At 48.7% G+C, this 17,180-nt stretch carries 14 protein-coding genes; 12 read left to right on the top strand and 2 right to left on the bottom strand.

The window, feature by feature from the left end; genetic code table 11:
* The first annotated feature begins 13 nt into the window (after positions 1-13).
* The 6 genes from FYJ51_RS04540 to FYJ51_RS04515 all read left to right on the top strand — a co-directional run bounded on the left by FYJ51_RS04540 (position 14) and on the right by FYJ51_RS04515 (position 6,741).
* Positions 14-1,132, top strand: a complete 1,119-nt coding sequence (locus FYJ51_RS04540) for a DegT/DnrJ/EryC1/StrS family aminotransferase (RefSeq protein ID WP_205946185.1) — start codon at positions 14-16, stop codon at positions 1,130-1,132.
* Positions 1,129-2,088, top strand: a complete 960-nt coding sequence (locus FYJ51_RS04535) for an acyltransferase family protein (protein ID WP_154503770.1) — start codon at positions 1,129-1,131, stop codon at positions 2,086-2,088. The genes FYJ51_RS04540 and FYJ51_RS04535 overlap by 4 nt, the downstream gene beginning before the upstream one ends.
* Positions 2,085-2,990 carry a glycosyltransferase family 2 protein gene (locus FYJ51_RS04530; protein WP_205946184.1) on the top strand — a complete coding sequence of 302 codons (906 nt, stop codon included), beginning with the start codon at positions 2,085-2,087 and terminating at the stop codon, positions 2,988-2,990. Before FYJ51_RS04535 ends, FYJ51_RS04530 begins: the two co-directional genes overlap by 4 nt.
* Complete coding sequence (locus tag FYJ51_RS04525; protein ID WP_154503764.1) at positions 2,971-4,635, top strand: hypothetical protein; 1,665 nt, start codon at positions 2,971-2,973, stop codon at positions 4,633-4,635. The genes FYJ51_RS04530 and FYJ51_RS04525 overlap by 20 nt, the downstream gene beginning before the upstream one ends.
* Positions 4,632-5,753 carry a glycosyltransferase family 4 protein gene (locus tag FYJ51_RS04520; protein WP_154503761.1) on the top strand — a complete coding sequence of 374 codons (1,122 nt, stop codon included), beginning with the start codon at positions 4,632-4,634 and terminating at the stop codon, positions 5,751-5,753. Before FYJ51_RS04525 ends, FYJ51_RS04520 begins: the two co-directional genes overlap by 4 nt.
* Entirely contained in the window at positions 5,722-6,741 is a 1,020-nt protein-coding gene (locus FYJ51_RS04515) for an acyltransferase family protein (protein ID WP_154503758.1), read from the top strand. The genes FYJ51_RS04520 and FYJ51_RS04515 overlap by 32 nt, the downstream gene beginning before the upstream one ends.
* Here the strand turns inward: FYJ51_RS04515 and FYJ51_RS04510 are convergent.
* Positions 6,732-8,237: a lipopolysaccharide biosynthesis protein gene (locus FYJ51_RS04510; protein ID WP_154503755.1), complete on the bottom strand. Its 1,506-nt coding sequence runs from the start codon at positions 8,235-8,237 to the stop codon at positions 6,732-6,734. The genes FYJ51_RS04515 and FYJ51_RS04510 overlap by 10 nt on opposite strands.
* A 79-nt stretch (positions 8,238-8,316) precedes the next feature.
* On the opposite strand from FYJ51_RS04510, the gene FYJ51_RS04505 reads away from it, so the two are divergent.
* Complete coding sequence (locus tag FYJ51_RS04505; protein WP_205946183.1) at positions 8,317-9,537, top strand: glycosyltransferase; 1,221 nt, start codon at positions 8,317-8,319, stop codon at positions 9,535-9,537.
* Here the strand turns inward: FYJ51_RS04505 and FYJ51_RS04500 are convergent.
* A complete protein-coding gene (locus tag FYJ51_RS04500) occupies positions 9,500-10,441 on the bottom strand; it encodes a DUF6625 family protein (protein ID WP_154503749.1) in 942 nt (313 codons plus the stop codon). The two genes, FYJ51_RS04505 and FYJ51_RS04500, sit on opposite strands and share 38 nt — an antisense overlap.
* A 100-nt stretch (positions 10,442-10,541) precedes the next feature.
* On the opposite strand from FYJ51_RS04500, the gene FYJ51_RS04495 reads away from it, so the two are divergent.
* Genes FYJ51_RS04495 through FYJ51_RS04475 form a run of 5 tightly spaced genes read left to right on the top strand, consistent with a single transcriptional unit; the run spans position 10,542 to position 16,906 of the window.
* The gene (locus FYJ51_RS04495) at positions 10,542-11,063 is read left to right on the top strand and encodes a serine acetyltransferase (RefSeq protein WP_204378582.1); all 522 of its coding nucleotides are present in this window, start codon (positions 10,542-10,544) and stop codon (positions 11,061-11,063) included.
* A 20-nt stretch (positions 11,064-11,083) separates the two neighbouring features.
* Positions 11,084-12,418 carry a sugar transferase gene (locus FYJ51_RS04490; RefSeq protein ID WP_105303476.1) on the top strand — a complete coding sequence of 445 codons (1,335 nt, stop codon included), beginning with the start codon at positions 11,084-11,086 and terminating at the stop codon, positions 12,416-12,418.
* On the top strand, positions 12,415-13,629 hold the full coding sequence (locus FYJ51_RS04485; protein WP_105303477.1) for a glycosyltransferase: 1,215 nt from the start codon (positions 12,415-12,417) through the stop codon (positions 13,627-13,629). Before FYJ51_RS04490 ends, FYJ51_RS04485 begins: the two co-directional genes overlap by 4 nt.
* A complete protein-coding gene (locus FYJ51_RS04480; RefSeq protein WP_154503746.1) occupies positions 13,626-14,705 on the top strand; it encodes a glycosyltransferase family 4 protein in 1,080 nt (359 codons plus the stop codon). The genes FYJ51_RS04485 and FYJ51_RS04480 overlap by 4 nt, the downstream gene beginning before the upstream one ends.
* 2 nt (positions 14,706-14,707) lie before the next feature.
* A complete protein-coding gene (locus FYJ51_RS04475) occupies positions 14,708-16,906 on the top strand; it encodes a hypothetical protein (RefSeq protein ID WP_154503743.1) in 2,199 nt (732 codons plus the stop codon).
* The last annotated feature ends 274 nt before the right edge of the window (positions 16,907-17,180 follow it).

Below are 17,180 nucleotides of genomic sequence, written 5' to 3'. Positions count from 1 at the left end.
CAAGGAATACATAATGAGTGATCAGAAAATATTAGTAACCCGTTCTTCCATGCCGCCCCTGGAAGAATATGTAGATGAAATCAGGGATATCTGGGACAGCCACTGGCTGACCAATATGGGCGTAAAGCACCAGGAGCTGCAGAAAGAACTGGAACAGTACTTAGGCGTCGAGCATGCGGAACTGCTGACAAATGGTCATATGGCTCTTGAAATGACCATGCAGGCAATGAATTTTCATGGCGAAGTCATCACGACCCCATTCACCTTTGCTTCAACAACCCATGCAATTGTCCGCAATGGCGCAAAGCCGGTGTTCTGCGATATTGATCCGGAAGATTTCACGATGGATCCTGCCAGGATCGAATCACTGATCAATGAGAAGACCACGGCAATTGTACCGGTCCATGTCTACGGAAATATCTGCCACGTAGAAGAGATTCAGCGGATCGCTGAGAAATACGGACTGAAGGTTCTCTATGATGCTGCCCATACGTTCGGAGAAACCTATCATGGCATCGGCGTCGGAAATTTCGGCGATGCCAGCTGCTTCAGCTTTCATGCGACAAAAGTATTCAATACGATTGAAGGGGGCGCTGTGACCTTCCATGATCCAGAGCTTGGCAGGAAGATCTATGGTCTGAAGAATTTCGGCATCCGCAATGCAGAAACCGTTGACGCGGTCGGCGCAAATGCCAAGATGAATGAGTTCTGCGCAGCGATGGGGATCTGCAATCTCAGGCATGTGGACGCTGAGATCGAAAAGCGGAAAAAGGTCGCGGACCATTACCGCAGCCGTCTCGATGGCGTGAAGGGACTTCGCCTGAATGTGATTCAGGAAGGCGTGAAGCAGAATTATGCATATTTTCCGGTCATCTTCGAGGAAAAGGAATTCGGGGCGAGCAGAGATGATGTCATGAAAGCATTGGCGGAACATGGCATCGGGGCAAGAAAATACTTCTATCCGATCACCAGCAGCTTTGACTGCTACAGGGGACAGTACAATCCAGAAGATACGCCGATTGCCCTGCATATCAGCCAGAGCGTGCTTACGCTGCCGCTGTATGCGGATCTTTCCCTGGAAGACGTGGATCGGATCTGCGATATCATCCTGAATCTGAACACACACGCATGACTACTTCCTACCGAGACAGGACTGCAGATCTTCTGAGGGCAATCGCATTGTTTCTGCTGTTTGCCGCACATACTTCGTTCCCGGATTCGTTTCAGAACATCCGGGAATTTGATGTGCCGCTGCTGTTTTTTCTGTCTGGAATGTCCTATGTGTATTCCATTCAGAAAAATCCTCCGGAACAGAAGCACTATGTTCTCAGAAGATTCCATAAGCTGATTCTGAAGGTGTGGATCTTTCTGGCCTTCTTCTTTCTGTTCTTCAACGGACTCCTGCATTCCGGAATTTCACTCAGCGTGATTCTGAATTCTTTTCTGATGACCGGATCCGGCATCATGTTCGTATGGGTCTACCGGGTTTTCTTTCTCAATTCNATTACCCTTCCGATCCTGCATGAAAAAACCCGGAAGATGCCTGCAGAAAAGCGGATCCTGATCGGAATTGCTGCTTTGATTGTCAATGATCTGATCTACTGGTACCTGATCAGTCCGATGCAGAACTATGTGCTGCAGAAAGTGCTGACCTATCTTTTCAGCGATACTGTAGGCTTCACCGTGCTTGCCTGGTTCGGAGCTTTGTATACGGATCTGGATGAGAAGGGAAGAATCCAGTTCACGCTGCTGTTCCTGGTATTCTATCTCATTGCCGGAGGACTTTCGGGATTCCCGTATCTGGAGTCGATGAAATATCCGCCCTCACTGTACTTTTCTTCCTATGGCATGTTCTGTTCCTCACTTCTGTATCTGCTTCTGAACCGGAAACCGGATAGAATCGGAAACTCTGCTGTCTGGATCTCAAAGCACTGCATGGATCTCTATCTTGCCCATATCTTTGTCTACTATCTTGGAACCTGGAAGATCGAGAGTCCATGGATCCAGTTCGCTCTGCTTTCGGCAGGCTCATTCCTGATCGTATATGCTGCAGAAACAATCAGAAAGGCGGTGAAGACGCATCGATGACCTTTATTTCCATTGTGATCACAACCTATCACAGGCCAGAGCAGATCGCCCGGGCGATCAAATGCGCAGAGTGTCAGACGGCTCCTCATGAGATTATCGTCGTCGATGATAACGGAAGAGATACGCCCGAGCAGCAGGCAACGGCGGAGCAGATCCTTCCTTTTTCCGAGCGGGTTTCCTATCTGGTCAATGAAGCCAACCACGGGCCATCGTATTCCAGAAACCGCGGTCTGGAACAGGCCAGGGGGGACTACATCACATTTCTGGATGACGATGATGAAATCGCTCCGGAAAAACTGGAAGCCCAGGCTGCTTTATTGGATCAGAAGGGACCGGAATACAGCAGCTGCTATTGCTCCTTTACGAAATATCTTGCGGGAGGAAAACGGTTTCTCAATGCCGAAAAGACGGAAGGGGAAGTCTATCCGTATATTCTCGGGCGCATGCTTTATGTCGGCAGCGGCTCGAACCTTCTGGTACGTACCGGGATCCTGAAAGATGCCGGCGGCTATGAGGAATCTATGCGGAAGTTTGAAGACTACGAGATGATGGGAAGGATTCTGAAGCATCATCGTCTTGCTTATCTGGATCAGAATCTTCTGACCATTCATTACGAAGTGCGAGAAAAGGCACCAACCTATCAGGAACTCGTATCGTATGATCAGCTCTATTTTGATAAAATCAGAGCAGAGCTCGATCAGCTTCCTGAAAGAGAACAGAAAGGAATTCTGCAGATGGAAGCACTGGAACGCTGGCGCTATGCACTGCCTCGGAAAGAAACGGCAGATGCCTGGAGCTATCTGAACCATTGCGGTGTTACTCCAGCACTGTTCTTCCGGTATCTCTGCTATTGCGCTGATCGGGCCATCGGAAAGAAGTCCTATGGGTTCAAAACCTTCTGAACATCTCCAGAACCTCAGAACGCAGGACCTGCTTTATGCAGGTGTTTTCGCTGTGGTTCTGCTGGTGCAGCTATGGAAGGCACGCCAGGGCATGGGCTATTCTGATGAACAGTTCTATGTGACAATCGGAAAGAGGTTTGCCTTAGGCGATCGGATGTTTGCGGATGACTGGCATATTGCCCAGATGATCGGATTCTTCCTGACTCCGCTCTATGAACTTTATACCGCAGTCCATAGCGGGACTGATGGCATTCTGCTCGGCTTCCGGCATTACTATGTGGCCTTGACGATGTTCACCGGCCTGATGATCTATCTGCGCTTTCGGAAAGAAGGGCCTGCATCGATTCTCGCATCGCTGCTGTATCTGGTCTTCACCCCGTTTCAGATCATGTCGCTTTCCTACAACACGATGGGAGCAGCAGCAGTGATTCTGGCAATGCTGGTGTATCCGATGGAAGGGAGGCATCCGTTTCGCTTCTATCTCTGCGGCATTCTCATGGCATGCGCGGTGGTCAATACCCCGTATCTGTTGTTCCTGTATGTGATTCTCACCATCATCACGATCCGAAAACCAGCCTGGTTCTCCAGAAGTGCCTGGAAGGGAATCACTGCCGGGGCACTGACAATTGCGGCCGTATTTCTGATGGTTCTCTGGCAAAGCGGATCATTTGAGAACTTCTCAGAATCCCTGTCTCACCTGATTGATCCGTCCCATCAGATGACCTTTTTCGAGATGGCGGTTCGCAATGGCGGAAGATTATATCTGCTCTTCGGTTTCTTTCTTGTGGTTTTTGCAGCAGAGCTCATTCTGACCTTTGTCTTTCTGAAAGACCCTCAGAAGGAGCAGAAGCTCAGAAGTTGTTCGCTCTGGATCAATCTCTGCTCCATGGGTTATGCCGTATTCGTTTCCGGGTATCAGATGGAATCGGGAACATATGCAGCTTTGCTGATTCCACTTTGTCTTAGCGGCCTTCAGGCATTGCTGAGGAAGAAGCGGAACGATCTTCTGATGATCTATGGCGTATCAGTATTCTATGCGCTGATGATTTCGCTTTCGAGCAATGTCGGTCCTTCCAGCTTCTGCAGCCCGCTGATTCTGGCAGGCAGTGTTTCCTGTCTTGCTTTCGGAAGTGAAAAATGGAATCAGCTTCTTGCTGCAGCTGTGTTTTCTGTTTTTGCTTTCTATAAGTGCAGCTATGTATTCGGGGCCAGGATCAGCGGCTGCGATACAGAAATTGCGGATGGCCCTCTGAAGGGACTTCTGGACAGTGCAGAGAATGTTTCGCAGTATGAACGGAGACTGGAAGATATCCGGGAAATCAATGCGATGGAAGAATGCAGCAGTGTCTCTCTTATCACCGGGCAGAGCTGGGAATATCTGGCCTGCACCAAGCAGATTGCGGCAAATTCCACGTATCTGTATTTCTGGGAGAAAGATCAGTATACCGCGGCCGAAGATGCCTATGCTTGTCTTCATGAAGACCGGTATCCGGCATATGTTTATGTAGACCATACCGACAGCCACTACTTCTATGAACCGGAAGACAGCTGGCTGGATCAGTTTGCATTCGTGAAGGACATGCAGGAAGGAAAACTCTATATCCGTGATCGCAGCACGATTTCCTGTGCAGGGGAGGCAAAATGATGAAGATCCTGTTTGCAGCTACCGTTGATATCCACATCATCAATCATCATCTCCGGATCATCCATGAACTCCATGAGCAGGGAAACCTCATCGATGTCGCTGCCAATGGAACCTATACCAATGATGATATTCATCAGAAATACAATGTCTGCTTTTCCAAGAGTCCGACTTCGCTCGATAATCTGAAAGCTTACCGGTTCATGAAGCAGCTGCTGAAGAAAGAAGACTATGACATCATCAGCACGCATACGCCGCTCGCTTCCTTCTTTACAAGGATGGCTGCGGAAGGTTTACGGACAAAGGTTATCTATACCGCGCATGGCTTCCATTTCTACCAAGGTGCTCCGCTGAAGAACCAGCTGATCTACCGGAATATGGAACGCCTCGCGGCCCATCATACCGACCGGCTCGTGACGATCAATCAGGAAGATTATGAAGCAGCGCAGAAGTTCCATTACCGCCCGGGCGGACATGCAGTCTATATTCCCGGAGTCGGGGTGGATCTTTCCCGCATTGAAGCTGCCCGGACGGATCGCCGCGTGATCCGGAAACGGCTTGGCCTTCCAGAAGAGGCATTTGTGATGATTTCAGTCGGAGAACTGAATCAGAACAAGAATCATCTGTTCGTGATGAATGCATTGCAGAAAGAGCTCCGGGAAGACCCGATGCTTTATTATGTGATCTGCGGAACGGATCTCTGGCACGGAACTTATGCAGAGAAGATCAAGGAACTCGGATTAGAGGGGAAAGTGATGCTTTTAGGATATCGGAATGATATCTATGAGCTGCTCTATGGCATGGACTTGTTCCTGTGTCCGTCTTTCCGCGAAGGACTTCCGGTCTGCGTCATTGAAGCGATGGCAGCCGGGGTTCCGGTGATCGCTTCTGATGTGCGCGGCAATCATGATCTCATTGAAAGCGGAGCAGACGGGTATCTCTATCCGGTCAATGATGCAGAACTGTTCCGGGAGGAATATCATACCCTGTGCAGAGACCCGGCCATGCGGGAAGCTTTTATCCGGAATGCAGAACAGAGAGCACATCAGTATTCCAAAGAAACGATTGATCCGATGATCCTGGAACTCTATGAAGAACTCAAGCCGAAACACAACGATTGATGCAATGCGCTTAGGGGCGGCATTGCTGGTCGTTTTTGTCCATTCCGGGAATCTGATCCTGGCTTATCAGGCAGAAACCCCGATGTTCCTGAAGCCATTTCTGATGCTTGCGGATGCAGGGGATGCCATCTTTATGATGATTTCCGGGTATCTGCTTTTCCTTCATCCATTCCAGTATGGTTCCATGCTTAAGAAAAAGGTCAGAACGATCCTCGTCCCGCTCGTGCTCTGGAATCTGATCTGGATCCTGATCGACCTGGTACGGCTGGATCTTCGGGGAACTGCTTCCGGAATTCTGACATGGCCGGTTTCGACATGGACGATCAATCTCTTCGGCATCCCGTTTCATACTGCCCCGTTTTATATGCCATTCTGGTTTCTGACGGATCTGTTCGGCCTGATTCTTCTATCCCCGCTGATCCGCTTTCTCACGAAGAAGACTCCTTTTCTGGCAGGGGCAGGAATTGTGATTCTCTGGTTTATGCCGATTTCCTACCGGATCCGGATTCCGTTCTGTTTCTTTCTCTTCGGCGCTCTGCTGGCGGAATACCCGCAATGGAAGGAAAAGCTGAAAAGCATTGCCGAAAAAATCTCTCTTCCTTCTGCACTGCTTTGCAGCCTTCTTGTTCTGGTTCTTCCTTTTTCCTGGTATGACCTCCTCGATCGGATCACATTGATTCTATGGATCTGGCCGATCGGAAAGCTCGCCGAAACATGCATGAAGAACCAGAAAACAGCCAGCAGAATTGAGCTGGCTGCTTCCTGGAATATGTTTCTTTATGCGGTGCACGGAAAAGTGATCAGCTACCTGCAGGGCGTTTATACCGTTCAGTTTGCAGGCTCAGATGGTTCCATCATTGCCGGATATTTCGGCCTGGCCCTTCTTTCCATCCTTTTCTGCTGGACAGCAGCTGCCATCATGCAGCATTTACTGCCTCGCCTGTATGGAGTTCTCAGCGGCGGCAGAGGCGTGCCGGTTCATCTGTGAAGCAGCTTCTGCTTCAGGAATGCTTTTTCTTCCGGCTTCAGCGCCATCAGCCAGACTAATACTGTGTAGAGGATCACAACCACAAGGATCTGGATCACTACAGAGCTCCATCCGACCCCTGCAAATACGACATTGCAGAGATAATAGCCGGCAGCTAACGCAATCGCATCCGGGAGCAGAAAGCTACGGTAGCATTCCCGGAAGAAGGAACGGATATCCAGATTCAGTTCTTTCTGGTAGACATGATTCATCATTGCAAACTCTGTCAGAGACGCAATGCAGATTGCCATGCATGCGCCAAGTGCTCCGAACTTCGAAGAGAGCAGAAACGAAAGAATGACGCAGACAATCGTCTTGACGATCTGAGCGATGCCTTTCTGGCGGACTTTATTTTCTGCAATGACGGCAGTATTGGCAATCTGCTGAGTCACATTCAGCATGTCAGGAATGATGCAGAGGACTGTGCAGAGATAAGCCCCCTGATAATCCGGTCCCATCCAGGTAACCATGAACGTATTGCCTACGCACAGGAACCCGATGAAGATCAGTCCCATGAACGCGAGCTGGTATCTTCCGACCATGACCATCAGCGGATAGATCCGGTTTTCTTTTCCCTGGGCGATATACCGGCTGATTCTCGGCAGGAACATATCGTTGATCGCTGCTGCAAAGGTAGAAAAATATCCTTCCAGGAAATTGGCAGGGGAGAACAGTGCAATCTGAGCAGTATTTGATACGATGCCGAGAATCGTCGGCGCTAATCCATACGTGCATCCTTCGGCAATGGTCGTCGTAGCGGTCCAGGCAGTGAACTGCAGAATCTGTGTACGCATTTCCTGATCTTTTTTCTGGCTGATGATCCGCAGATGAAGCCCATTGCGTATGATGAAGTATTTGACGAGGATGAATACGATCGTGGATCCTGCATAGGCAGCCATCACCGCCACGACGTCCATATGATTCAGCAGGGCGATGATGATCAGGGCAACCGATAATACTTTCTGCCCCAGATCGCAGAGCTTCAGCGGAATGAATTCCGCATAAGCAGTCAGAATGCCATTCTGGGAAAGAAACGGAAACGAAAATACCGTAGCAGCCGCCATGATCAGATAGATCTTGCGGAATGTGACGATCTCTTCGGCAGTCAGTCCCTGGTAGATGTCTCCGAGGAAGAAATAGACCACGATCAGAATGGCGCAGATGATTGCTCCGAGGACCAGGTAGAACTTCGTGACGGTTCCGAGAAAGTGCTCTACTTTGTCTTCCCGTCCCTCTGCCCGGTACTTTGCAACAAATCTGGAGACTGCCGCATTGAGGCCGAGATCCACGAGGAACATCCGGACAAAGGAATACGCAAGATTGTAAAGGCCGTACTGCGATTTTCCAAGCTGGTTTGCCATCCATGGCGTATAAGCAAGAGAAATCACGGAATTCAGGATGATGGCAAGATAGGAAATCATTGCCCCGTATTTAATCTGCCGGTTTTCTTCTAACATGCGCACCTCAATCGTTTCAAAATAACAGCTTTTCAATTATATAATGGAAACAGATTTTTCTGAAGAAACGGAGTCTAGCATGAAAGCAGTGCAGCTGAACAGTGCATGCCACGGCAGTACCGGCATGCTGATGGGAATTCTATCCAAGGCAATGACAGAACATGGCATTGAGAACCAGATGCTGTATACCTTCGGAGAAGATCCTGCAGAAAATGGGTATCGATACGCATCCGATGCGGAAATCAAACTCAATGCTCTGCACTCGCGAATCAGCGGCAGATATGGCTTTGTGTCAGAAAAGCAGACCGGTCGTCTGATTCAGTTTCTGAAGGACTATCAGCCAGATCTCGTACAGATTCATACGATCCATGGCCATGATCTGAACCTGACCAGGTTCTTCCAGTATCTGAAAGAAGCTGGAATTCCGGTCGTCTATACATTTCATGACTGCTGGCAGTTTACGGGATACTGCCCGTATTATACGTGGGAGCGCTGTGAAAAATGGAAGACCGGGTGCGAAAACTGTCCGTTAAGAAAACGGTACTCCTGGTTCTTTGATCGTTCCGGAGAGAATTACCAGAAGAAGCGGGAAGCCATGTCCGGATTTCACCACCTTCAGATTGTCACCCCGAGCAGGTGGATGGAAGAACAGGTGGAACAGTCCTTTCTCAAGGATCTTCCCTGCACGGTGATCCCGAATGGCATTGATTTATCCGTGTTCTATCCATCTGTAAGCAATATCCGCAACCACCTTCATCTGAACGATCGGAAGATCGTGCTTGGCATTGCCCTGTCTCTTTCGGAAGCCAAAGGCTTTCATGATTATCTGGAGCTCAGCAGAAGACTGCCGGAAACTCATGTTCTCGTTCTGGTCGGAGTGCCGGAAGAGAGGAGAAAAGATCTTCCTTCGAATATCATTGCCCTACCCAGAACTTCCAGCAAAGAAGAGCTGAGAGATCTTTACAGTGCAGCAGATGTCACAGTCGTTCCGACTCATGAAGATAACTTTCCGACTGTCATCCTGGAATCGCTTGCCTGCGGAACCCCGGCCGTCACGTATCAGGTCGGCGGAGCTCCGGAAGCACTCGATGAAAAAACCGGGAAAGCAGTCAGAGAGAATGATCTCGATGCATTGATGGAAGCAGTACTTGAATTCAGCGGAAAGAAAAAGGAATACGCAGCATTCTGCCGGAAAAAGGCAGAACAGCGGTATTCTATGAAGCAGTTCACAGATTCGTATTTATCTCTCTATGAGAAGATGGTCAGCTGCGCTGTTCCGCGATGTGGAACAGCTTGCTGAGCTTGCGTTTCACCCGTTTTCCCTGATAGTCAAGCGTATAGCGAAGCAGGGAAGAAGGGTGTTTTTTCATGGCTTCTGATTCCTTGGAAACGATGAGATCGGGAGCAGTCAGAAAGAAATGGTCCGGATCGATTCCGGAAGGAACTGTGATCTTGCGCTGGGAGAAGTGGACATACATCTCTTCTCTCAGCACTCTTCCATAAGATCTTGCCGTCAGGGTTCCGTTTTCAAAGCAGAAATAGAGTTCCGGCACATTGCATTCCTTCTGACTGCGCACCTTGAAAGAACTGATGTTGGCATGAATATCTGCGAAATCGACAGAATCATAGAACCGTTTTCCATTTCTCCGGATGATTTCTGACATGCCGCCGCCATGCCATTCCGCATATTCATCAAAGGCACAGTTTTCTGACGATGTGAAGACCGTTTTCCAATTCATGCATCCAAGCGGATCAAGGGTCTTATACCAGGCATTTACTTCGGGGGTATTGCGGTAAAGGGTGAAATGACCTGAGGAATACAGACGGTCATTTTCAGAAAGGATGGAATCGGTGACATAATGACTCAGATTGCCGAAGATCACATCGAGATCGCAATGTCCCCAGAAGCTGTAATCTTTCAGATATTCAGAGAGAATTTCGCCATACGCCGGACGGAAGTCGCAGCACTTATAGGGACGCTCCAGAGAAACAGGAAAGGAAAAATTTTTCTGAACGAGCGTGCGGAATTCTGAGAAGGACAAATAAACCAGCTTCACATTAGCAGGAAAGTCCAGTTCAGAATGATCGTCTGTAAACAGCAGAAAATCAAATTCCTGATTATACTGGCATGAATTCAGCCATAGCGGCATAGAGGAAGGAAATTTACCGAACCATGGAATCACAAGTGCAATCTCTGCAGACATCAATCTTCTCCGAACTCTGTGTTTCTGACTAATTACGAACTATATCAGATCCTTTCTCATTTGCAAAGTCAGAGAGAGCTTGTATAGAATACATTCAGGTATGGCAAGAAAAGTAATCCTGAGCGGTCCGGAGAAGTGGCTTCAGCCCAAAGTAGAACACTATTCCCATGAGAAATACTGGAAGATGCGGGAACGCGTGGTTTCCTATCATGGCGGGTTCTTCGAAAAAATGGTATGCACCTGGTATCTGTTTCGCATCAAGCGCATGGATGCGTTCAACAACGCTTCCATGGGCACGCATCTCGGATATGGTGCTCAGTTTGCAGAACCTCCTCATCTTCCTCATGGAATCAAAGGAATCATTCTTTCCCACGAGGCAGTGATCGGGAAAAACTGCACGATTCTCCATCAGGTAACCATCGGCGGCGGCAATGGCGGTGCCCCGGTCATCGGCGACAATGTGGAAATCGGAGCCGGAGCGATGCTCGTAGGAGGGATTCATATCGGAAACAATGTGAGGATCGGAGCAAATTGCGTCGTCGCCGAAGATATCCCGGACAACTGCACGGTGGTCATGCCGCATCCGCGCATCCTTTCCAGGTCGCAAGCGACATCAGACTGATTTCATTGTATAATTCCGTTATGCAGTTACGCAGGGATGAACGGACGCAGCGTACCGTCTCGGCCGCAATGAACACGCTGACGATTCTGGTTCTGGGGGCAGTATTCTACTATATCTGGTTTGAGTATTTCCGCACGTTTGCATATTTCTACCGGATCGGAAACTGGGCAGTGCTCGGAATCTATATGGTTCTTCTGGTAGTATTCAACCAGATGTACGGAGGCTTCCAGATCGGATATTCGACCACAGGAGACCTTATTTTTTCACATATCATCAGTCTCTTTTTTTCGAATGCAAGCATCTTCATCCTGGCCATGCTGGTCGGAAGAAGAGTACTTCCAGCAAGGGACTTCGTGCTGTATTTCGTCGCAGAAATCGCAGTTGTCGTATTCCTGAACATCCTGAATAACAAGATCTACTACCGGATATTCCCGCCGAGAAAGTCATTGATGATCTTTGAACAGGAAGATCCTTCGATCTATCAGCGTATTCTGAAGTATCAGTCCAACAGCTACGATATTCAGAATCAGATTCCATATGATTCCTATATCTCTGATGAGAAGATGATCCAGAGCTATGACTGCGTGATCGCAGTCGGACTGACTCCGGATGAAAAAGAATATCTGGTCAGCAGATGCTACGGATATGGCAAGAGTCTCTATCTGATTCCGGATATCTGCGATGTGCTCATCAACAGTGCGACCAATGTCTATCTGGTTGATACCCCGGTCCTTAAGACGAATACGTTCGGGCCAAGTCAGATCGAGAAGATCTTCAAGCGTCTTTTTGATATCATCTTCGCCATTGTTTTTCTCGTGATTACGTCTCCGATCTTTCTGGTTACCGCCATTGCCATCAAAGCGGAAGACCATGGCCCGATCTTCTATGTGCAGACGAGACTGACTCAGTTCGGGCGGAAATTCGGCATCATCAAATTCCGGTCAATGCGTACCGATGCAGAAAAAGACGGAGTTGCCCGGTTCGCTTCCGAACATGACAGCCGCATTACGAAAGTCGGCAGATTCATCCGTTCCTGCCGGATTGATGAACTGCCCCAGTTATTGAATATTCTGAAAGGGGATATGTCGGTCGTCGGTCCGAGACCCGAGCGCCCGGAAATCGTAGAGAAGATCACGAAAGACCTGCCGGAATTCAATTACCGCCTGAAAGTGAAAGCAGGACTGACCGGCTATGCGCAGGTTTACGGCAAGTACAACACTCGCCTGAAAGATAAGCTGCTGTTTGATCTGATTTATATTGAGCATTTCTCGATCGGTCTTGACGTCAGAATCATGTTCATGACTTTCAAGATTCTGTTCAAGAAAGACAGCACGGAAGGCGTGGAAGAATCATGAGAGCCGCCTTCGTCAATTCCATCATCGGGACCGGCAGCACTGGCAGGATCGTCTATCAGCTCTCAAAAATTCCGGGAGTCCAGGGCAGGATCTATTACGGCCGCAAGGAAAACCATACCGATGCGGATGCATTCCGGGTCACGAAGTTCATGGGAAACGCAGAACACGCAGTCTTCACTTTCCTTTCAGACCGCCAGGGCTTCTGCAATACCGAAGAAACCGAGAGAATGGTTGAAAATCTGAAAGCTTTCCGGCCGGATCTCATTCATCTGCATAATCTTCATGGCTATTATCTGAATGTCGAAGTGCTGTTTCATTATCTGAAGACCATTGATACGCCAGTGATCTGGACCATGCATGACTGCTGGGCTTTTACCGGACACTGCGCGCATTTTCAGTATGTCGGCTGCGACCGATGGAAGACCGAGTGTGCCCATTGCCCGGGCCTTTCACAGTATCCGGTCACCTGGAACGGGGCGCATGTCACAAGAAACTATGAACAGAAGAAAGCACTCTTCAATTCTCTGAAGCCCGGGCAGATGACCATTGTGACTCCCTCTATCTGGCTGAGGGAGCAGGTGAAGCAGTCTTTTCTGAAAGATCAGAGGATCATTCAGATTTCCAATGGCATCGACCTTGCCTGCTTCCATCCGGAGACTTCCGCATTCCGTTCTTCCCATTCCATGGAAGGGGATTTCGTTATGCTTGCGGTTGCCAATCCCTGGACGAGAGAAAAAGGACTTGCGGACCTTCAGAAACTTGCCGGAATGCTGAAACAGAACCAGAAGCTCATCATCGTCGGCACAACGAAGAAACAGGCTTCGCTGTTTCATGATCTGCCCCAGGTTCTCTGCATTCCGCATACAGAAAGCGTGCAGGAACTTGTGCAAATCTATTCGGCAGCAGATGTGCTTCTGAATACGACTTATCAGGATACCTTTCCTACGGTGAATATTGAGGCTCAGGCCTGCGGCTGCCCGGTCATTACCTATCAGACCGGAGGCAGCACGGAAATGCTGACGAAAAAGACCGGGATCGTGGTAGAACGCGGAAATCCGGACGCCTTGAATGATGCCGTGCAGGCACTTGCCTCCGGGAAGATTGTTCTGAAGCGTTCTGACTGCATGATCCATGCCCAGCGCTATTCCAAGGATGCCATGCTTGGTGCTTATCGCAGTCTGTATATTGAAAGGACCGGGCTTCCGCTATGAAAGTCTGCTGGGTCAGCAATGCGCCATCTCCGTATAAAGTAGCTTTCATGAACCAGCTCGGCACAGAAACCGAACTTCTTTCCTTGTTTGAGATGAAGGCAGAATCAGATCGTGAAAAGCAATGGTATGACTATGGCTTTCATACGTTTCAGGCAGCCTTTCTCGATGAAGGAGATGGAAACATCAGAATCCGGAACGCTGCAGATCAGTGCGATCTGCTGATCTGCTCGGATTATTCCAACCGGTGGAATCAGAAGGCTCTGCACGCATTCCATCTGAAAAAGAAACCCGCGATCATGCACGCCGACGGAGGATTAGCAATCCCAAGGGGATTGCTGGATTTTGCCATTCGGGCGGCCATGAAGCAGTATGACTGGTACCTGAGCTCAGGCATCACGGTCAATCAGCGTTATTTCGGCTATTATCATGTTCCGGAAGAGAAGATATTCACTTATCACTTTGCCTGCATGTCAGAGCAGGAACTGCTTGATTGTGCCGGAAAGAGACTGGAAAAACAGGCATGCAGGAAAAAGATCGGAATTTCTGACAAGCCGATGATTCTTTCGGTCGGGCAGCAGATTCCCCGCAAAGGCTATGATCTGCTGGTTCAGGCAATGGAAGGAATCGATGCCGAAGCCATGATCATCGGCGGCACTCCGGAACAGAAAGTCCAGGAATATCTCAGCGCTCATCACATGAGCAATGTGCATTTTCTTCCATTCATGAACAAGCAGGAACTCTCGGACTATTATGCGGCTGCAGATCTCTTCGTGCTGCCGACAAGATATGATATCTGGGGACTGGTGATCAATGAGGCAATGTCATTCGGCTTACCGGTTCTTTCAACCGACCGGTGCATGGCGGCAGCTGAATTTGCAGAACGGTATCAGGCAGCAGAGGTGATTCCGGCAGAGAACGCTGGCCTGCTTCAGAAAAAGATCAGAGAACTGCTGGAGGACGAAGCGCATCGCGATCAGCTCGGAAAACGGGCAGAAACAGTAATCCGGGACTGGAGCTATGAGCAGATGGTCCGCGATTTCATTTCAGTATTCAGAGAAATCAGACAGGGAGGATGAATATGGCAGGAGATACTTCTTTTACATCGATCGGGGAAGCAATTTCCTTCTATTTCAGCCACTGGAATACGGATTATGTTTCCCTTTCGATCCTGATGGTCGGAATTCTGATGCTGTCAGGCTATTTCTGGGGCAGGCTGATTCAGCATTATGCCAAATCCCTGAAGAACGCCGACTGCACATTCCTCGGCATTTTCGTGATTCTCGGGTTATTTCAGATCGAGATCTTTTTCAGCATCTGCCTGGACCTGAGTACTGAGATTGCGTTTTACTTTCTTCCGGTTCTATTGTCTGCAGGGCCAGTTCTGTGCCTGATCACCAGATCGGATGTGCTTCCTTCCTGGAAACATCTGGTGTCTCTGCTTGCGGGGATTGCAGTCACCGTGATTCTGTGCAAGGCCTCAGCACAATGGACCACAAATAATATCTTCTATGATTCCATCACCTATCTTTCCGAGGTTCTGGAAAATGCGAAGGCTTCCGTATTCGGACATATTGACTACACCAGCGGCTATCACTATGAAGGAATTGAGAACTTGCATGATTTCCAGGGCTATTACTATTTCTGGAGTATCCTTCTGAGGTGGGCAGTTCAGCTGACGGGCTTCAGTGAAATCCTGACTCCGCTCTATATCTGGGGCGCTACGATTCTGTATGGAATGAGCTTGGGCAATCTGACGGTTTCCAGCGTGAATGTGCTCTATCGCACGCAGAAATGGAAAGGCCTGATCTTTGCGGTGCTGATCCTTTCTCCATACTTCACGAATTATTTCAATACGACCCTCGGCTTCTTCGGAAATACGATCCGGACGATCATCATCGGCTGGAGTGTCTTGATTGTCTTCCGGCTCCTTAAGGAAAAGAATCGTTCTCAGCAGCAGATGCTGTATGCCAGTGCAGCCATGACTTATCTGGCTGGCATTTCAGTAAGCTCTTCCAGCTTGTTCATCGATCTCTTTCTCTGTGTCGGTCTTTTCTTCGCGCTCTGCTGGGCAAAAGAGAAAAACAGAGATGCCTGGAATCTCTTCATTCTTTCCTGCACGCCGGTCATCTTCTATGGAATTCTGATTACCCTCGGACATAATTCCTTATTGCGTTCCATTCTATTCACTGCTGCAATCACTGCAGCACTGATTGGCATTGTCTTCCTGCTGCAGAAACATCTGGATGTCTTATGCCGGGTCTGCGTACGGATCCTGCCGGTGCTTTTTGCAGTTCTGGTTGGTCTTACTGTCTATCTGAATCGCAGCAATGGCTTCTCAGATATGATGCTGTATTTTTCTTCGCCATCTGCTTATGACATGGAAGTGAATCTGACTTCTCATACAAGTACTTACGAACTGATCCGGAATCTGATTCTCTATGTGCTGATTGCACTTCTTTTCGTGAACCTGAAGAAGGAAAACCGCTTCAAGTTCTTCCTGATTGTTCTCGGAATTCTGTTCCTGAATCCATTCTCCTACAGTCCGGTAACCAGGTATCTGACTTCCAGCGCGTATTTCCGGGCATTTGACCTGATCATCAATCCGTTTACGCTGATATTCCTGATCTGGAACGCAGATAAAGTACTTTCTTTCCTGAGCTATGTCCTGCTGGGAATCGCCGGGGTTTTCTCCGCTTTCTATGCGCATCAGAATCTGACGGAAGCAGTGAGTTCCACGCTGGTATCAGACCGGGAAGACTGGAACTGGGAAACGAAGGTCACTGATGATGACTATGAGCTTTATGATTATATTCAGAACAATATCTCAGATGCACAGGAGCTGCCGGAAATCCTGTCCCAGGATATCAACCTCAGAGGCTATACCACAGATGTGATCAGTGTCTTCAGCAGTATCAGATGGAGAACTGTCTTAAGCGATCCGGTCCAGTATCAGCAGAATTACAACCTGGTTACGCTGCTGTATCCGAATACGAGATTTGCATCAACATCGATTTCAGAAAACCCGGACTATTCCAAGCTTCCGGATGTCATAAAGGAATATGGATCAGACTATGTCATCATTTCCAATACGATCTCCGTATGGGATGATCGCGGATGGTATGATAAGGCATACGTGAAAGTGGTGAACAGCGGCCAATGCTCATTGCTCTGGCAAAATGACAGCTGGGCAATCCTGAAAGTGAATCATGACTGGTCGGCACCGAATAAGAATGAAACCAGATACTGGGTTCATAAACTGGAAATTCCGGAAAGCTGAAGGATATGAAGGGGAGAAAGAATCAAATGTTACTGCAGTTCAGTGAGTTCTGTGCGTTCTTTCTGATCTGCAGAAATCTGTATCTGCCAGCATGGAGTTCCATTCTGATCGGACTTCTGGCAGCAGTTCTGCTCAGAAAGAACGCAGAAAGAGACTCTGAAGAGAAAATCAGGTCATCGTTCAGCTGGATTCTGCTAGCGATTCTCTGCTATCTGATGGCTAATCTCGGGAGAATCTTTCTGTATCAGTCAAAGTTCTTGTCTGACCTCAGCGG

The organism is Stecheria intestinalis, assembly GCF_009696165.1.
Lineage (GTDB): Bacteria > Bacillota_I > Bacilli_A > Erysipelotrichales > Erysipelotrichaceae > Bulleidia > Bulleidia intestinalis.
Note: the sequence above shows the minus strand (reverse complement) of the source record. Positions and strands in the feature narration are given on the sequence as shown.

Bases quoted from the DNA above. Each gene is read 5' to 3' on its own strand.
- FYJ51_RS04495 (WP_204378582.1), top strand. From the start codon at position 10,542: ATGGCAAGAAAAGTAATCCTGAGCGGTCCGGAGAAGTGGCTTCAGCCC.
- FYJ51_RS04500 (WP_154503749.1), bottom strand. From the start codon at position 10,441: ATGTCTGCAGAGATTGCACTTGTGATTCCATGGTTCGGTAAATTTCCT.
- FYJ51_RS04480 (WP_154503746.1), top strand. From the start codon at position 13,626: ATGAAAGTCTGCTGGGTCAGCAATGCGCCATCTCCGTATAAAGTAGCT.
- FYJ51_RS04510 (WP_154503755.1), bottom strand. From the start codon at position 8,237: ATGTTAGAAGAAAACCGGCAGATTAAATACGGGGCAATGATTTCCTAT.
- FYJ51_RS04525 (WP_154503764.1), top strand. From the start codon at position 2,971: ATGGGTTCAAAACCTTCTGAACATCTCCAGAACCTCAGAACGCAGGAC.
- FYJ51_RS04520 (WP_154503761.1), top strand. From the start codon at position 4,632: ATGATGAAGATCCTGTTTGCAGCTACCGTTGATATCCACATCATCAAT.
- FYJ51_RS04515 (WP_154503758.1), top strand. From the start codon at position 5,722: ATGAAGAACTCAAGCCGAAACACAACGATTGATGCAATGCGCTTAGGG.
- FYJ51_RS04530 (WP_205946184.1), top strand. From the start codon at position 2,085: ATGACCTTTATTTCCATTGTGATCACAACCTATCACAGGCCAGAGCAG.
- FYJ51_RS04540 (WP_205946185.1), top strand. From the start codon at position 14: ATGAGTGATCAGAAAATATTAGTAACCCGTTCTTCCATGCCGCCCCTG.
- FYJ51_RS04490 (WP_105303476.1), top strand. From the start codon at position 11,084: ATGCAGTTACGCAGGGATGAACGGACGCAGCGTACCGTCTCGGCCGCA.
- FYJ51_RS04505 (WP_205946183.1), top strand. From the start codon at position 8,317: ATGAAAGCAGTGCAGCTGAACAGTGCATGCCACGGCAGTACCGGCATG.
- FYJ51_RS04485 (WP_105303477.1), top strand. From the start codon at position 12,415: ATGAGAGCCGCCTTCGTCAATTCCATCATCGGGACCGGCAGCACTGGC.
- FYJ51_RS04475 (WP_154503743.1), top strand. From the start codon at position 14,708: ATGGCAGGAGATACTTCTTTTACATCGATCGGGGAAGCAATTTCCTTC.